11 protein-coding genes, 1 tRNA gene and 1 pseudogene are annotated in these 14,500 nt (G+C 31.3%); 1 reads left to right on the top strand and 12 read right to left on the bottom strand.

Going from position 1 to position 14,500, the window contains the following annotated elements; all coding sequences use genetic code 11:
* Positions 1-2,097 (top strand): glycosyltransferase family 9 protein, encoded by a 2,097-nt coding sequence (locus tag LX78_RS07975; RefSeq protein WP_109682135.1) that lies wholly within the window; start codon positions 1-3, stop codon positions 2,095-2,097.
* 21 nt (positions 2,098-2,118) lie between these two features.
* Here LX78_RS07975 and LX78_RS07970 read toward each other — a convergent pair whose 3' ends face one another.
* The 12 genes and pseudogenes from LX78_RS07970 to mraY all read right to left on the bottom strand — a co-directional run bounded on the left by LX78_RS07970 (position 2,119) and on the right by mraY (position 14,498).
* Positions 2,119-2,988, bottom strand: a complete 870-nt coding sequence (locus LX78_RS07970) for a zinc-dependent peptidase (RefSeq protein ID WP_109682134.1) — start codon at positions 2,986-2,988, stop codon at positions 2,119-2,121.
* A 214-nt stretch (positions 2,989-3,202) separates the two neighbouring features.
* A tRNA-Arg gene (locus tag LX78_RS07965) sits at positions 3,203-3,276 on the bottom strand.
* A 1-nt stretch (position 3,277) separates the two neighbouring features.
* Positions 3,278-3,460 (bottom strand): annotated as a pseudogene (locus tag LX78_RS07960) (GIY-YIG nuclease family protein); the annotation flags it as partial.
* Positions 3,461-3,515: 55 nt separating this feature from the next.
* Positions 3,516-3,965, bottom strand: a complete 450-nt coding sequence (locus LX78_RS07955) for a GatB/YqeY domain-containing protein (protein WP_109682133.1) — start codon at positions 3,963-3,965, stop codon at positions 3,516-3,518.
* A 147-nt stretch (positions 3,966-4,112) separates the two neighbouring features.
* Positions 4,113-6,059, bottom strand: coding sequence for a cell division protein FtsZ (ftsZ, locus tag LX78_RS07950; RefSeq protein ID WP_109682132.1), 1,947 nt, complete (start codon positions 6,057-6,059; stop codon positions 4,113-4,115).
* Positions 6,060-6,150: 91 nt separating this feature from the next.
* Positions 6,151-7,458 (bottom strand): cell division protein FtsA, encoded by a 1,308-nt coding sequence (ftsA, locus tag LX78_RS07945; RefSeq protein WP_109682131.1) that lies wholly within the window; start codon positions 7,456-7,458, stop codon positions 6,151-6,153.
* 3 nt (positions 7,459-7,461) lie between these two features.
* The gene (locus tag LX78_RS07940) at positions 7,462-8,154 is read right to left on the bottom strand and encodes a cell division protein FtsQ/DivIB (protein WP_342766614.1); all 693 of its coding nucleotides are present in this window, start codon (positions 8,152-8,154) and stop codon (positions 7,462-7,464) included.
* A gap of 16 nt (positions 8,155-8,170) precedes the next feature.
* Positions 8,171-9,526 (bottom strand): UDP-N-acetylmuramate--L-alanine ligase, encoded by a 1,356-nt coding sequence (gene murC / locus LX78_RS07935; protein ID WP_109682129.1) that lies wholly within the window; start codon positions 9,524-9,526, stop codon positions 8,171-8,173.
* A complete protein-coding gene (gene murG / locus LX78_RS07930; RefSeq protein ID WP_109682128.1) occupies positions 9,526-10,629 on the bottom strand; it encodes an undecaprenyldiphospho-muramoylpentapeptide beta-N-acetylglucosaminyltransferase in 1,104 nt (367 codons plus the stop codon). The genes murC and murG overlap by 1 nt, the downstream gene beginning before the upstream one ends.
* Positions 10,630-10,646: 17 nt before the next feature.
* The gene (locus tag LX78_RS07925) at positions 10,647-11,840 is read right to left on the bottom strand and encodes an FtsW/RodA/SpoVE family cell cycle protein (RefSeq protein ID WP_109682127.1); all 1,194 of its coding nucleotides are present in this window, start codon (positions 11,838-11,840) and stop codon (positions 10,647-10,649) included.
* Between the two features lie 32 nt (positions 11,841-11,872).
* Positions 11,873-13,210, bottom strand: a complete 1,338-nt coding sequence (murD, locus tag LX78_RS07920) for a UDP-N-acetylmuramoyl-L-alanine--D-glutamate ligase (RefSeq protein WP_109682126.1) — start codon at positions 13,208-13,210, stop codon at positions 11,873-11,875.
* Between the two features lie 46 nt (positions 13,211-13,256).
* Positions 13,257-14,498: a phospho-N-acetylmuramoyl-pentapeptide-transferase gene (gene mraY / locus LX78_RS07915; protein WP_109682125.1), complete on the bottom strand. Its 1,242-nt coding sequence runs from the start codon at positions 14,496-14,498 to the stop codon at positions 13,257-13,259.
* Positions 14,499-14,500 lie beyond the last annotated feature (2 nt).

The raw sequence follows: 14,500 nt of genomic DNA, 5'->3' as shown, positions 1-14,500 counted from the left end.
TTGAATAACATTCTTTTTTTACACGACACCTCTTTAAATACTCCAAGAGGTGCAGAACTTACTATAAATCAATTAATCTCAACTGGCTCAAATTTAAACTACAATATTCTTACAGAAAATCTCAAGGATTTCGAAATCACGAAGAAAAATATTTTAAAATCTAATTTATTAGTAGTTAATAGTACATCTAGATGCCCTTTTGAATTAGAATTGATTGACTTTATATTATCATTATCTATACCATACATAAAAATAGAATTTGACTATAATTTTTGTATTAGAAGAAATATCCTTTGTACAGTAGACAGATCAATAAAGAGTTGTTGTAATCCCGATAAGTTTCATATATACAGAAAGTTATTTGCTAATGCAATACTTAACATTTTTCAATCTCCAAAACATTATGAAGCTCACTATGATTTTTATGGTGAAGCTATAAAAAACTATAAAACATATCCTCCAACAGTAGATGTCGATAATCTAAATATCAGTAAAAACAAAATTGATGATGTCATTCCATTTTTTGGAGATTTAAATTATTTGAAAGGAGGAAAAGCATACATAGAATTTGCAGAAAAGCATCCAGAAAAAAAATTTCCTGTTTATGGCAAAAATTATTTAAGACAAATAATTCCTAATAATGTTGAGTTTCATGAACCGATTTCTAATAATGAAGTATTAAATATTCTAGGTCGAACAAAAACTTTTTTTTGCCAACCTGTTTGGCCTGAACCATCTGGTAGATTAGCAGCAGAAGCTTTCCTTTCTGGTTGCAAAATTATTTCTAACGATAAGATAGGAACTTTTTCATTTGATTTTTACCCAGACAACAAAGCAAAAGCCATTGATGAAATGAAAGCTGTATTAGTTGATTTTTGGAAAGAAATTGACACTATATTAAATAACAAAAAACAGAACAAAAGTAAGTCATTAGGAAAAGTTTTGGTTTATAAAAGCTATGGTGGTTTAGGCGATATATTCTTTGCAATTCCAGCAATAAATAAATTAGCCAATGTTTCAGATAGTTTAAGTTTTGCTGTTGCACCAAGATTAGTGCCTTTTTTTTCTAAACACCTAAAAAACATATTAGTTATAAACGAAGAGGATGCAAAGAAGCAAGAAAATATATTTGACAACATATATGAATTAGGTAATTACCCAGCTTTTAGAGGTTTTGATTTGCCTCATGCACTAAAATACCCAACCCACAAAAAAGTAAAGCAACATGCTATACAACATTATATAGATACAGTTGCAAAGCTGCATATTGAGATAAGTAGTGAATATTATGGTTTTCCATATTTTGCAAAAACAAAAACAATAACTAAGAAGCATTTTGTAGTTCATCATGGTGCAGGATTTTTATTAAAAATATGGCCAACTGAAAAATATGCACAACTAATTGAAAGATTAGCCATTATATATCCACATTTAGATTGTAAGATAATAATGGGACCTAATGATCCTGAAATTAAATCTTACTTCACTAAACCCATGACACATGTTAGTTATATTACTGGTGGAATGGATGACGTTGGAGAAGCTTTATCTGGTGCATTGTTCCACATTGGTAATGATGCTGGAATTACACATGTTGCTGGAGCCTATAATATTCCTACAGTAGGTATTTATGGCCCAACTGGTCCTGGAAGTTGGGGAAGCTTTGCCCAATACAACGAATTGATATGGGGCAAAAAAGGTGTGTGCAACATTAGATGTAATTACGATGTTATCTTGAATTGCGAACATAAAATTTGTTTAAATTCCGTAACTATCAACAGGGTTCTTGAAGCTCTTTACAAAGTGTTACAAAAAGCCTATTCTAATGAAGAATCTATTTTAAAAACAAACCCACAAGCTACACTGGATTTTGGCAAAAACGATTGTTTGATAAAACTTTACGACAACGAATTTTTATTGGAATATCATAACAAAAACATGAAGTCTCAAGTTGAAACACTATTGAAAGATGAGGAGTTAATAGATACAAATGATGAAAACATAAAATTAGTGTTGGACGTTTTAAAACAACAACACATTATTTTTATTATTCCTAATTTCAAAAATCACAATAACGTATGTTGTCAAGAAATATAATAGAAACACTAAATATTTCAATTAATATCCAGAGAAATTGAAATTTAGCATTTGTTTTACCAGACCATAAATTTTAGGAAAATACTTTTTAAATTCATTAGGAGATTCAATAAAGGTTTCTAAAATAACGGCTAGCAACTCAAAGTCGTTAGTAAATGCATAATTTCTTAAATATTCGGAGTGAACCAAACGAGACCTCAAGCTATCGTTATTTGAAAGTAATTCTCTCAGTTCGTTGAAGGTATCCAAAAATATAACCGAATTTATATCGTTTTGGTATATACTGTTAAAATGAATGGCATGTGCAAACTCATGAATAGCCAGATTTAATTTATCGTCTTCTATTCTAAATCCATCCATAAAATTATCCCAAGACAACACCAATGTTTTTAGATTCACATGGAATTCCCCTTTGTGATAATCATCATTTACGGTTGAATAATATTGGGTTGGATAAACTATTATTGTTTTTATGGATTTAATAATATAATCCCTAAAACCAAAGGTAAGCATAACAGCAGTTGCAGAAATCAACACTTTTACTTCATCTGTAATTAAAAACCCATCGTTACCCACAAATTGTTTCTGTTTGATAAAAGCAGCTACCCTGTGTTTAAAATAAGCTCTTTTTCTTTTATTCAATCTATTATAAAAGGTAAATTGTTGTTTTAATATGCTTTCTTGCTTTGGCGATAACTTGTTTAAAAAGGGGTAGAAATAAATAAATACAGGACGTTTTGTTATAAATATAGAGCCCATTTCAATACCATCGAAAACACTCACAGCTATTTGTCTCAACCATATTGAAACAATAACAAGTAAAAACCCAAGCAGTACAACTAAAATAAATAGTCCTATATAATAATCTTGTTCTGGGGCAATTAAAAGCATGGTACGAAATTCTAATCATACAATAATAGAAAAAAATAAATTGAAAAAAAGAAAAAACGGCACTTACAAATTCAAGCGAATTTACTTACATAGCGATATTTAGAATTAACTTCGCTTTACCAGTTGACCCTTTAAAGCTAGGCTTAGAAAAAAAATTCCTAAACTTACAAATTCAAGTGAGCTTGATTTGACGATTAGGAATTTTGTTTATTCGTGACCTCGAGAGGATTCGAACCTCCAACCCTCAGAGCCGAAATCTGATATTCTATCCAGTTGAACTACGAGGCCATTAATAACTAATTATTTTTCCATTCAAAAACTCTCTCCCACTTCCAGTTTTAAAATACTTTTCACGAAGAATTGCTTCTGGTTTTGTTTTAAAAGTTTCAAAGTAAACTAATTTCCAAGGTAAATACCCTTTTGTAGATTTAGTTTTTCCTGCATTATGTTCTTTTAAACGCTTTTCAACATCGTCGGCGTGACCTTTCGACTGCGTTCAAGGTGACACAAATTATTATATTAGGAAATTAAGATAGCTTCCCTCTAACAATATTAGAAATGGTCTTCCCATCTGCTTTACCAGCTAATTCCTGACTTACTATCCCCATAACTTTTCCCATATCTTTCATGCCTTCTGCCCCAACACTTTCAATAGTCATAACAACTACTTTTTCTATTTCTTCTTCCGTTAGTGCTTCAGGTAAAAATTGATTGATAACTTCTGCTTCAGCTAATTCTGGAGCTGCTAAATCTTCACGACCTTGTTTTAAATATATAGCAGCACTATCCTTACGCTGTTTTACTTGTTTCTGTAATATTTTAAGCTCTTGCTCTTCAGTTAATTCTTCTTTAGCTCCACTTTCTGTTTGAGCTAATAATATAGCAGATTTTACAGCTCTTAATGCTGTTAATGCTGTTTGATCTTTAGCTTTCATGGCTTCTTTTAAAGCAGCCATAACCTCTTGTTGTAAACTCATTTTTATATTTTTTGGAAAGCACGAAGATACTAAGAAAAAAAAGATTCTTCTTTTAAGTGAGTTTTAAAAATTAGAAAACCTCAAAATTATCAAAGTGATAATTTGAGGTTTTCAAGAAGCTTAAACACTAAACTTGATCGCTATTAATTAATCTACGTTATCGTGTAAAAACGAATTATTACTTCTAAATTGTAAATCGTCGTTATCATCTGTACTAATACTTGTTCCAGACATACTAGATTCAGATGAATGCTGTGTTTCGTCTAGATTGATTCCTTGGCGTTTATAAGCTGGAATTTTTTCTATATCGTCAATTTTTGAATTATTGAATTTATAATTAAAATCTTTCATCTTACGTCTACGCTCTTCAGCTCTATCTTTTAGCAATTCTGAAATAGGCGTATTCATTGGGTCTATTTCTTCAGTTGCTGCTTCAGACTCTTCTTGATTAATAGTTTTCTTTTCGAATACTATTTCCTTGTCCAATTCTTCTGCAATTTCTAGAGTCTGTTCCTGCTTTTGCTTTTTATTAATTCCAGATTCTATTTCAATATAATCGTCAAGTGCATATCTGGTTTCTCCATGTTCGTTAGTTTCTGTAACAGGTATTAGCTCTACATAGTCGTTTACAGGAATTTTTTTAATGTTTTCCTCTAAATCATGTACTACAAAATCATCATCTTTATTTTCGATAGTTGATTCGCTTATAGGCATATCGAAAGTTAGAGTTATTTGTTGTTCTTCTTCATCTAATTCTAATGGTTCTTCCTTTTTTGTTTCAGATTGAATTTCAGTAATAATAAAATCTTCCTCTTTTACAGAATCCAGAACTTCATCATAAACAACATTAATATTTCTTATTAATTCTGAAGTAGGAATTAATTCATTTTCATTTGAAATATTTTTCTGATTAGTAAATTCATCTAGTTCTGTTAAATCTAAAGTATGTTTAACAATAGGTGTTTCATTTTTTTCTTCTAACTCGATATTTGGAGTTATAATAGCTGGAGCTTGTTCCTTTTTTGATAAATCTTGTTCAAAAGGCTTGTCTTCTTCTAAAGCATGAATTACTTTTTTTGCTTCTGTATTAGATATTTCGTCTTGCTGATCGATATTAAAACCCGTTGCAATAATTGTAACAGCAATAGACTCTTCTAACGATTCGTCTTCACCAACACCCATAATAATGTTAGCTCCATGACCTGCTTCGTTTTGAATATGGTCGTTTATTTCACCTATTTCATCAATAGTAATTTCTTGAGAACCAGAGACAATTAGCAGCAATACATTTTTGGCTCCAGTTATTTTATTATCGTTTAATAAAGGTGAATCTAATGCTTTAGAAATAGCCTCATGAGCTCTATTTTGTCCAGAAGACATTGCAGAACCCATTATAGCTGTTCCACTATTGCTTAATACTGTTTTAGCATCGCGTAAATCGATATTTTGTGTATAGTGATGTGTAATAACTTCTGCAATACCACGAGCAGCAGTAGATAGCACTTCGTCTGCTTTAGAGAAACCAGCCTTAAAACCTAAATTCCCATATACTTCGCGAAGTTTGTTATTATTTATAACTACAAGAGAATCTACAACATCTCTTAATTTTTCTACACCAATTTGTGCTTGTTGAATACGCATTTTTCCTTCAAACTGAAATGGCATTGTAACTATTCCAACAGTTAATATGTCTAAGTCTTTAGCCATTTTAGCAATTATTGGAGCAGCTCCTGTACCAGTTCCTCCTCCCATTCCTGCAGTAATAAACACCATTTTGGTATTTGAATCTAACATACGTTGAATGTCCTCGAAACTTTCTACAGCAGATTTCTCTCCAATATCTGGATTTGCACCTGCACCTAAACCTTCGGTTAAATTTAAGCCTAATTGAATTTTGTTTGGGACACCACTATTTTGAAGTGCTTGTGCATCTGTATTACAGATTACAAAATCTACTCCTTTTATTCCTTGCTGGAACATGTGATTGATAGCGTTGCTACCTCCACCTCCAACACCAATAACTTTGATGACATTTGATTGATTTTTAGGTAAATCAAATGAAATACTACTTTCGAATTCTTTGTTGCTGCTCATGAATTTCGGGTTTTAATGATCTATTACTTTTTGAGATATTATAAATATCTATTTGGATTAATTTTATATACTTTTTTTTTGATTTTTAGAATTACTCTGCGTTATCTAAAAAATCTTTCACTCTTTCTGTTAATTTATCTAAGAAAGAACGTCTTTCTGGTTTTTGCTTTGGTTCTTCTTCAACTTCATTTACTATATCTTCAATAACCTCTTCTTCTACCTTTTCTGCTCTTCTTCTTTCTTGTCTTTTTAAACCATCCATAACTAGTCCAACTGCTGTGGCATAGAGAGGGCTTGTAATTTCATCGTCACTATCTCCAGCCAAATGCTCGTTTGGGAAACCAATTCTGGTATCCATACCAGTTATATATTCTACTAGTTGTTTTAAATGCTTTAATTGAGCTCCACCTCCAGTTAGTACAATTCCAGCAATAAGTTTCTTCTTCTGCTCTTCGTGACCGTAATTTTTTATTTCTACGTATACTTGCTCAACTATTTCTACTACTCTAGCATGAATAATTTTTGATAGATTTTTAAGAGTTATTTCTTTTGGATCTCTACCTCTTAAACCAGGAATAGATACAATTTCGTTTTCTTTATTTTCTCCTGGCCATGCAGAACCAAATTTTATTTTTAATAATTCGGCTTGTTTTTCAATTATTGAACAACCTTCTTTTATGTCTTCTGTAATAACATTTCCACCAAAAGGTATAACAGCTGTATGACGAATTATGCCATCTTTAAATACTGCTAAATCTGTAGTTCCACCTCCTATATCAATAAGAGCTACACCAGCTTCTTTTTCTTCCTGACTTAAAACAGCATTAGCTGAAGCTAGTGGCTCAAGTGTAATGCCTTCTAAATTTAATCCAGCACTTTTAATACAACGTCCAACATTTCTAATAGATGACACTTGTCCAACTACCACATGGAAATTTGCCTCTAATCTGCCTCCATACATACCAATTGGCTCTTTAACTTCGGCTTGACCATCTACTTTATATTCTTGTGGTAATACATGGATTATCTCTTCTCCAGGAAGCATAACCAGTTTATGTACTTGATTTATTAATCTCTCAATATCTTCTTCATCTATAACTAATTCAGAATTTGGTCTGGTTATATAGTCGCTATGTTGTAAACTTCTAATATGTTGACCTGCTATTCCAACAGTAACATCTTCAATTTTAAATTCAGAAGCTGCTTCTGCTTCTTGAGCAGCAAGTTGTATGGACTGAATTGTTTGTGTAATGTTATTAACTACACCTCGATGGACACCAAGACTTTTAGATTTTCCTATACCTAAAATCTCTACTTTTCCATATTCATTTTTACGACCAATCATGGCCACAATTTTTGTGGTTCCTATGTCTAATCCTACTGCTATATTGTTTTCCATAGTTTATATTTTAGTACACACAACCTGACTTTCAAACTGTAAGTTTACATTCGCATAATTATTAAGAGATTTCTCTTTTAACGCTTTATTATAGAATGCTTTTAGATTCATGATTTTCTTGTCTAAATTTTTCAAACTTCCTAGTTGAACTGTAAAATTGTATTGTCTAAATTTTAAAAAAATTGTATTTTTTTCTGTTTGATGAATTTCAATAACATGTTTTTTTAAAAATTCATCTTCATTTACTTTCTGTGCTATTTTAAAAACATTTGCTAAATTATTTTTTTCAATTTGTCCAGTTACAAGAGGCACTCTAGCAGTATAATTTGATGACAAAGGCATATAAGTTCCCTGATCATCGATATAATATGATGCATTTGTACGTACTCTTGCTATAGGTTTTTTCTGTTCAATTTCGGCTGTAAGTATCCCATTTACTGATAAATGCACTTGAGCCGACTTAACCATTTGATTAGAATTCAGGGCAGTTTCTAATTCATTCAAATCTAAAGTTTCTTTCGACTTATTTTTAGCACTTTGATTTTTTTGTATTAACAATTTACTAACATTCTCATGTGTTAAGAAAAGGTTGTTATCTCCTTTGAATTTAATAACAGGTTCAGACACTTTTCTTTCAATATTTTTTACTGTTGAAAAAGCATATAGAAATATTACTATTCCTAGTAAACCAATCATTTTTATGTAGTTCCAATTAACTCGCAACACTTAAAGCTTGTTTTATATGTTTAACTTCTTCTCCAATATCTCCAGCACCAATTGTCAATATTATTTGTGCTTTGCTTTCTTTTATTTTTGAAATAATCTCAGATTTATTTATTAACTGTTTGTTATTGTTTTCAATTTTATCTAATAACCATTTCGAGCTGACACCTTCTATTGGTAGCTCTCTAGCTGGATAGATTTCTAATAATAAGATGTTATCGAACTTTGAAAGACTTTTAGCAAAATCGTCTGCAAAATCTCTGGTTCTACTAAATAAATGTGGCTGAAAAATTGCTAAAACTTGCTTTTCAGGATACATTTCTCGAACAGCCTGATGTACAGCATTTATTTCTTCTGGATGATGTGCATAATCATCAATAAAAACTAAATCTTCTGTTTTAATATGATAAGAAAATCTACGCTTAACTCCTTTGTAAGATGCTAAAGCTTTGGCGAGCTGCTGGTGAGGGCAACCATACTCTACAGCCATCGCCAAGGCTATTAATGCATTCGACAGATTATGTCTACCAGGTAGGTTAAATTGTAAATTTTCAAGTGTTGTTTTTGGTGTATTTACATCAAAAACATAGGCACCTTTTTCTATTTTTATATTTTGAATTGCATAGTCTGAACTATCTTCAATTCCATAAGTAATTCCTTTTAAAGGCAATCCGTTTTTAACAAACAGTTTACCGTTTTCCTTAACTCTTTTTGAAAAATCTTCAAAAGATTTTACTAATTCTGAAGCATCACCATAAATATCTAAATGATCTGCATCCATTGAAGTAATGCAAGCTAAATCTGGCGAAAGAGTTAAGAATGATCTATCAAATTCATCTGCTTCTACTACAGAAACTTCTGTTCCATTTAATATTAAATTTGAATTGTAATTTTCGCTGATACCTCCTAGAAAAGCTGTTACAGGAACGTTGCATTCGTTAAGCAGATGTCCTAAAATACTTGTGGTAGTAGTCTTTCCATGAGTTCCAGCTACAGCTAAACAGTATGTGTTTTCGGTAATTATTCCTAAAATTTGAGACCGTTTTAAGACTGTAAAACTTGGTTCGTTTTTAAAATAAACCAACTCCATATTATCTTTTGGAATTGCAGGTGTGTAAACCACCAAAGTGGTATCGTAATTTAAAAATGCATCAGGAATATTAGCTACAGAATCTTTAAAATGAACTTGAATACCTATAGATTCTAAACCATCAGTAATATCTGTTTGGGTTTTATCGTATCCTGCAACACGTTTATTTTTTGCATGAAAATATCTGGCCAAAGCGCTCATGCCAATGCCACCAATTCCAATAAAATAAACGTTATGTATATTGTCTAAATTCATTAATTCTTTAATAGCTTTTCTATTTCGTCCACTATTTGTTTTGTAGCATTTACTAATGCTAACTTTTTTATATTTTCACTTAATTCGTTTTGCTTTTCAACAGATAATATTAATTGCGAAAACTTATTTTCGAAATCAACTTCTAAATCGGCTTCTTTTATTAATAACGCAGCATTTTCATTAACAATAGCCATGGCGTTTTTTGTTTGATGGTCTTCAGCCACATTTGGTGAAGGAATAAAAATAACCGGCTTACCAACTATACATAATTCTGAAACCGAACTTGCTCCAGCTCTTGAAATAATAATATCTGAAGCTGCATAAGCAAAATCCATGTTATTTATAAATTCATGAACCTGAACGTGTTTGGTATTATTATATATTTTATACTTATCGTAATACAACTTTCCACATTGCCAGATTACTTGTATATTGAGACTTAGTATAAAGTCGAGTTCTTTTTCAATTAACTCGTTAATGCGTCTAGCTCCTAAACTTCCTCCTAAAACAAAAAGTGTTTTTTTATCTTTTTCAAGAGCGAATACTTTTTTAGCTTCATCTCTTTTAGAATCGATATCTAATAAGCCTTGTCTTACTGGATTTCCAGTTTTAATAATTTTGCTTTCTGGAAAGAAACGCTCTAAACCATCATAAGCCACACAAATTTTACTGGCCTTTTTAGATAATAGCTTATTTGTTATTCCAGGAAAAGAATTCTGCTCTTGTATCAAACTAGGAATTCCTTTTGAAGTAGCCACTTGCAACAATGGACCACTTGCAAATCCTCCAGTTCCAATAACTACATTTGGTTTAAACCTTTTGATAATTTTTCTTGCTTTAAACAAACTATTTATAAGTTTAAAAGGAAAGCTTAAATTCTTTATAGTAAATTTTCGTTGAATTCCAGAGATCCAAAGACCTTCAATCTGATAACCAGCTTGAGGCACTTTATCCATTTCCATTCTATCTTTAGAACCTACAAATAAAAATTCGGCATCAGGATAACGTTGCTTAATTTCATTAGCAATAGCAATGGCTGGATAGATGTGTCCCCCAGTTCCTCCTCCTGATAAAATAATTCTATATTCCTTTTTATTTGACACTTTTAATCTTTTATATTTTATAAAGCTTCCGAAAGAATTTCTAACGGATTGTCTTCTTTATCTTCTTGTTCTTTTATTTCTTCTCTTTTTGCACTTACACTTAAAATAATTCCTAATGCTAAGCAGGTCATCCAAATTGATGTTCCTCCACTACTTATTAAGGGTAAGGTTTGTCCAGTTACTGGAAACAATTCTACGGCAACTGCCATATTTATTAATGCTTGAAATACAATAGGCAAACCAACACCTAGCACTAATAGCTTACCGAAAATGGTATCTGCTTTTTGCGATACAATTACAATTCTAAATAGCAACCACAGATAAAATATCATTAATACAAAACCTCCAATTAAGCCATATTCTTCAACTATAATAGCGTAAATAAAATCTGAAGAGGATTGAGGTAAAAAATTCTTCTGTATACTTTTTCCTGGCCCAACACCTTGAATGCCTCCAGAAGCTATAGCAATTTTAGCTTTTTCAATTTGATAATCTGCTTCTGTATCTCCTCCATCTGAGAAATTTTCAATTCTACTCATCCAAGTATCAACTCTATTTGGCATGACATCTGGAAATGCTTTTGCTATTAAAACAAAAAACAGAAGCGCTACTATACCAGTTCCAATAATAACTGCTAAATATTTTATTGGATATCCACCTAAAAAAACTAACATAACAACCATTAAAAACATGATTGCAGCTGTTGAAAAATTAGCTGGAAGAATAAGGATTAAAACAAGAAACACTGGTATCCAAAGTGGTAAAATAGATTCTTTAAAAGTAATTTCTTTATCTTTTATTTTAGACATATATCTTGCCACAAAGACCATTAAAACAACAAAAGCAAATGTTGACGTTTGGAACGACATGTTTACTAATGGAATTTGTATCCATCTACTTGCATTTGCACCTTCTATAGTAGTGCCTTGTAACATAGTAATTACCAATAACACTAAAACAACAGGAATTAATACTATAGACAAACCTCTAAAATATCGATATGGTATTTTATGAACACCATACATAATAGTAAAGCCAAGAAATAAATGCATAAGGTGTTTTAAGAAAAAAGAAAAGGTATTTCCACTTTCACCAACATAAGCTAGATTACTTGCTGCACTATAAACAGGTAGGAACGAGAAAATTGCTAGCAATGCTGCAATTGCCCAAATTAATCTATCACCTTTTATGTTATTGAAAATACCTTTCATCCTTTTAGGACATTAATTCTATTATTTTGTTTTTATAAATTTCTTACTGCATCTTTAAATTGTCTTCCTCTATCTTCATAATTTTCGAATAAATCGAAGCTTGCACAAGCTGGAGACAACAACACATTATCGCCTGCTTCAGCTAACTTATAAGCTATTTTTACTGCTTCACTCATATATTGAGTTTCAATAATAACATCTACCATAGAGCTAAAATTTTCCAATAGCTTTTCGTTATCCACACCAAGACAAATAATAGCTTTTACTTTTTCGTTAACAAAAGGATATAATTCTTGATAATTATTTCCTTTATCTTGACCTCCAACTATCCAAACTGTTGGCGCATCCATACTTTCCAATGCGTAATATGTTGCATTTACATTAGTTGCTTTCGAGTCGTTTATATACTGAACTTTATTGATTTTCAATACATTTTCTAATCTGTGTTCAACTCCATGAAAATTCTCTAAACTCTCTCTAATTGTTTGTTTTCTAATTCTTAATAAATGTGCGACTGTTGAAGCAGCCATGGCATTTTTAATATTGTGTGTTCCTTGTAACGCTAAGTCCTTTGTTGACATGTCTATTTGGTTGTTATCTATTGTTATTTTAATATTATCATTTTCTAAATACGCGCCATTTTCAATTTTTTTCACTAATGAAAATGGTAATAATGTGGATTGAACTGGGTGTTTATCTAACCAATCTAAAATGACTTGATCGTCTGCATCGTAAATCAGATAATCTTCTTTTGTTTGATTTAAAGCGATTCTAAATTTTGAAGCGATATAGTTTTCAAATTCATAATTATATCTATCTAAATGGTCTGGAGTAATATTTGTAATTACTGCTATATATGGTTTAAAATCAACAATATCATCTAACTGAAAACTGCTAATTTCTAACACATAGTTTGGGTAATTTTTTTCTAAAATTTGTTTTGCAAAACTGTCTCCAATATTACCAGCCAAACCAACTTCTAATTCTTGAGTTAGAATATGATGCGTTAATGAAGCTGTAGTTGTTTTACCATTACTTCCAGTAATTCCAACAATTGTTGCATTGGTATATTTAGCTGCAAATTCAATTTCTGAAACTACTTGAATGCCATTTTCTCGAATTTGTTTTACCAAAGGCGCTTTATCTGGAATTCCTGGACTTTTCATTACCACATCTGCATTCAGAATCTTTGATTCTGTATGGGTTTCTTCTTCCCATTCAATCTCATTATGTATAAGAACTTCTTTATATTTCTCTTTTATTATTCCTTTATCTGAAACAAAAATTTCAAAGCCTTTTGCTTTTCCTAAAAGCGCTGTTCCAACACCACTTTCTCCTCCACCTAATATGACTAATCTTTGTTTTTTCATTTTTTTATATTTTGAGATGCTTCGACAAGCTCAGCATGACAAAACTCTATCTAATCTTCAAGGTCACAATTGAAATAATAGCTAACAAGATTCCAACAATCCAAAACCTAGTAACTATTTTACTTTCATGATATCCTGATTTTTGATAGTGATGATGTAAAGGAGACATTTTAAAAATGCGTCTTCCTTCACCATATTTCTTTCTGGTATATTTAAACCAACTTACTTGCATAACCACTGATAAATTTTCAGCTAAGAAAATACCACACAACACAGGTATAAGCCATTCTTTTCTAACTGCAATAGCAATTACAGCTATAATCCCTCCAATAGTCAAACTTCCAGTATCTCCCATAAACACTTGTGCTGGATAGGTATTGTACCATAAAAATCCAATTAAAGCACCAACAAAAGCTGCTATATATATGGTAATTTCCTCAACTCTCGGGATATACATAATATTGAGATAGTCTGAAAAAATGATGTTACCTGAAACCCAAGCAAAGATGCCTAATGTAAGTACTATTATTGCTGATGTTCCTGCTGCGAGGCCATCGATTCCATCGGTTAAATTGGCTCCATTTGAAACTGCAGTTATTATAAAAATGACAATTGGAATAAAAATAATCCAAGCATATTTTGCCCAAGCTGGATTGACCCAAGAAATAATATCAGCATAATCAAACTCATTAGATTTTACAAAAGGAATGGTTGTTTTGGTTGAGCGTTCTTCAGCTTCGAAAAGCTTTGAAGGAGACACATTCGCATCAGCAGCTAATATTACTTGCTGTTGCTCTATTGGCAACTTTTCTTTAAGTGTTACATCTGGATGGAAGTATAGTGTTGTACCAACTATTATTCCTAATCCAACTTGACCAAGCACTTTAAAACGTCCTTTTAATCCTTCTTTATCTTTTTTAAATTTTTTAATATAATCATCAATAAACCCAATGGTTCCCATCCATAGTGTTGTTACTATTAATAGGATTATATATATATTTTCCAGTTTCGCTAATAATAATACTGGTATAAGTGTCGCGAGAATAATGATGATTCCTCCCATAGTTGGAGTACCAGCTTTTTCTACTTGGCCTTCTAAACCAAGATCTCTTATGGTTTCTCCAACTTGTTGTTTTTGCAAAAATCTAATAATCCGTTTACCAAATATTGTAGAAATAAGCAATGAGAGAATTATTGCCATAGCAGCTCTAAAAGTTATAAAACCAAAGAGTGATGCTCCAGGAATCTGAAATTGCTTTTCTAAATATTCGAATAGGTAATACAGCATAG

This window comes from Xanthomarina spongicola (genome assembly GCF_003148645.1).
GTDB lineage: Bacteria > Bacteroidota > Bacteroidia > Flavobacteriales > Flavobacteriaceae > Xanthomarina > Xanthomarina spongicola.
Note: the sequence above shows the minus strand (reverse complement) of the source record. Positions and strands in the feature narration are given on the sequence as shown.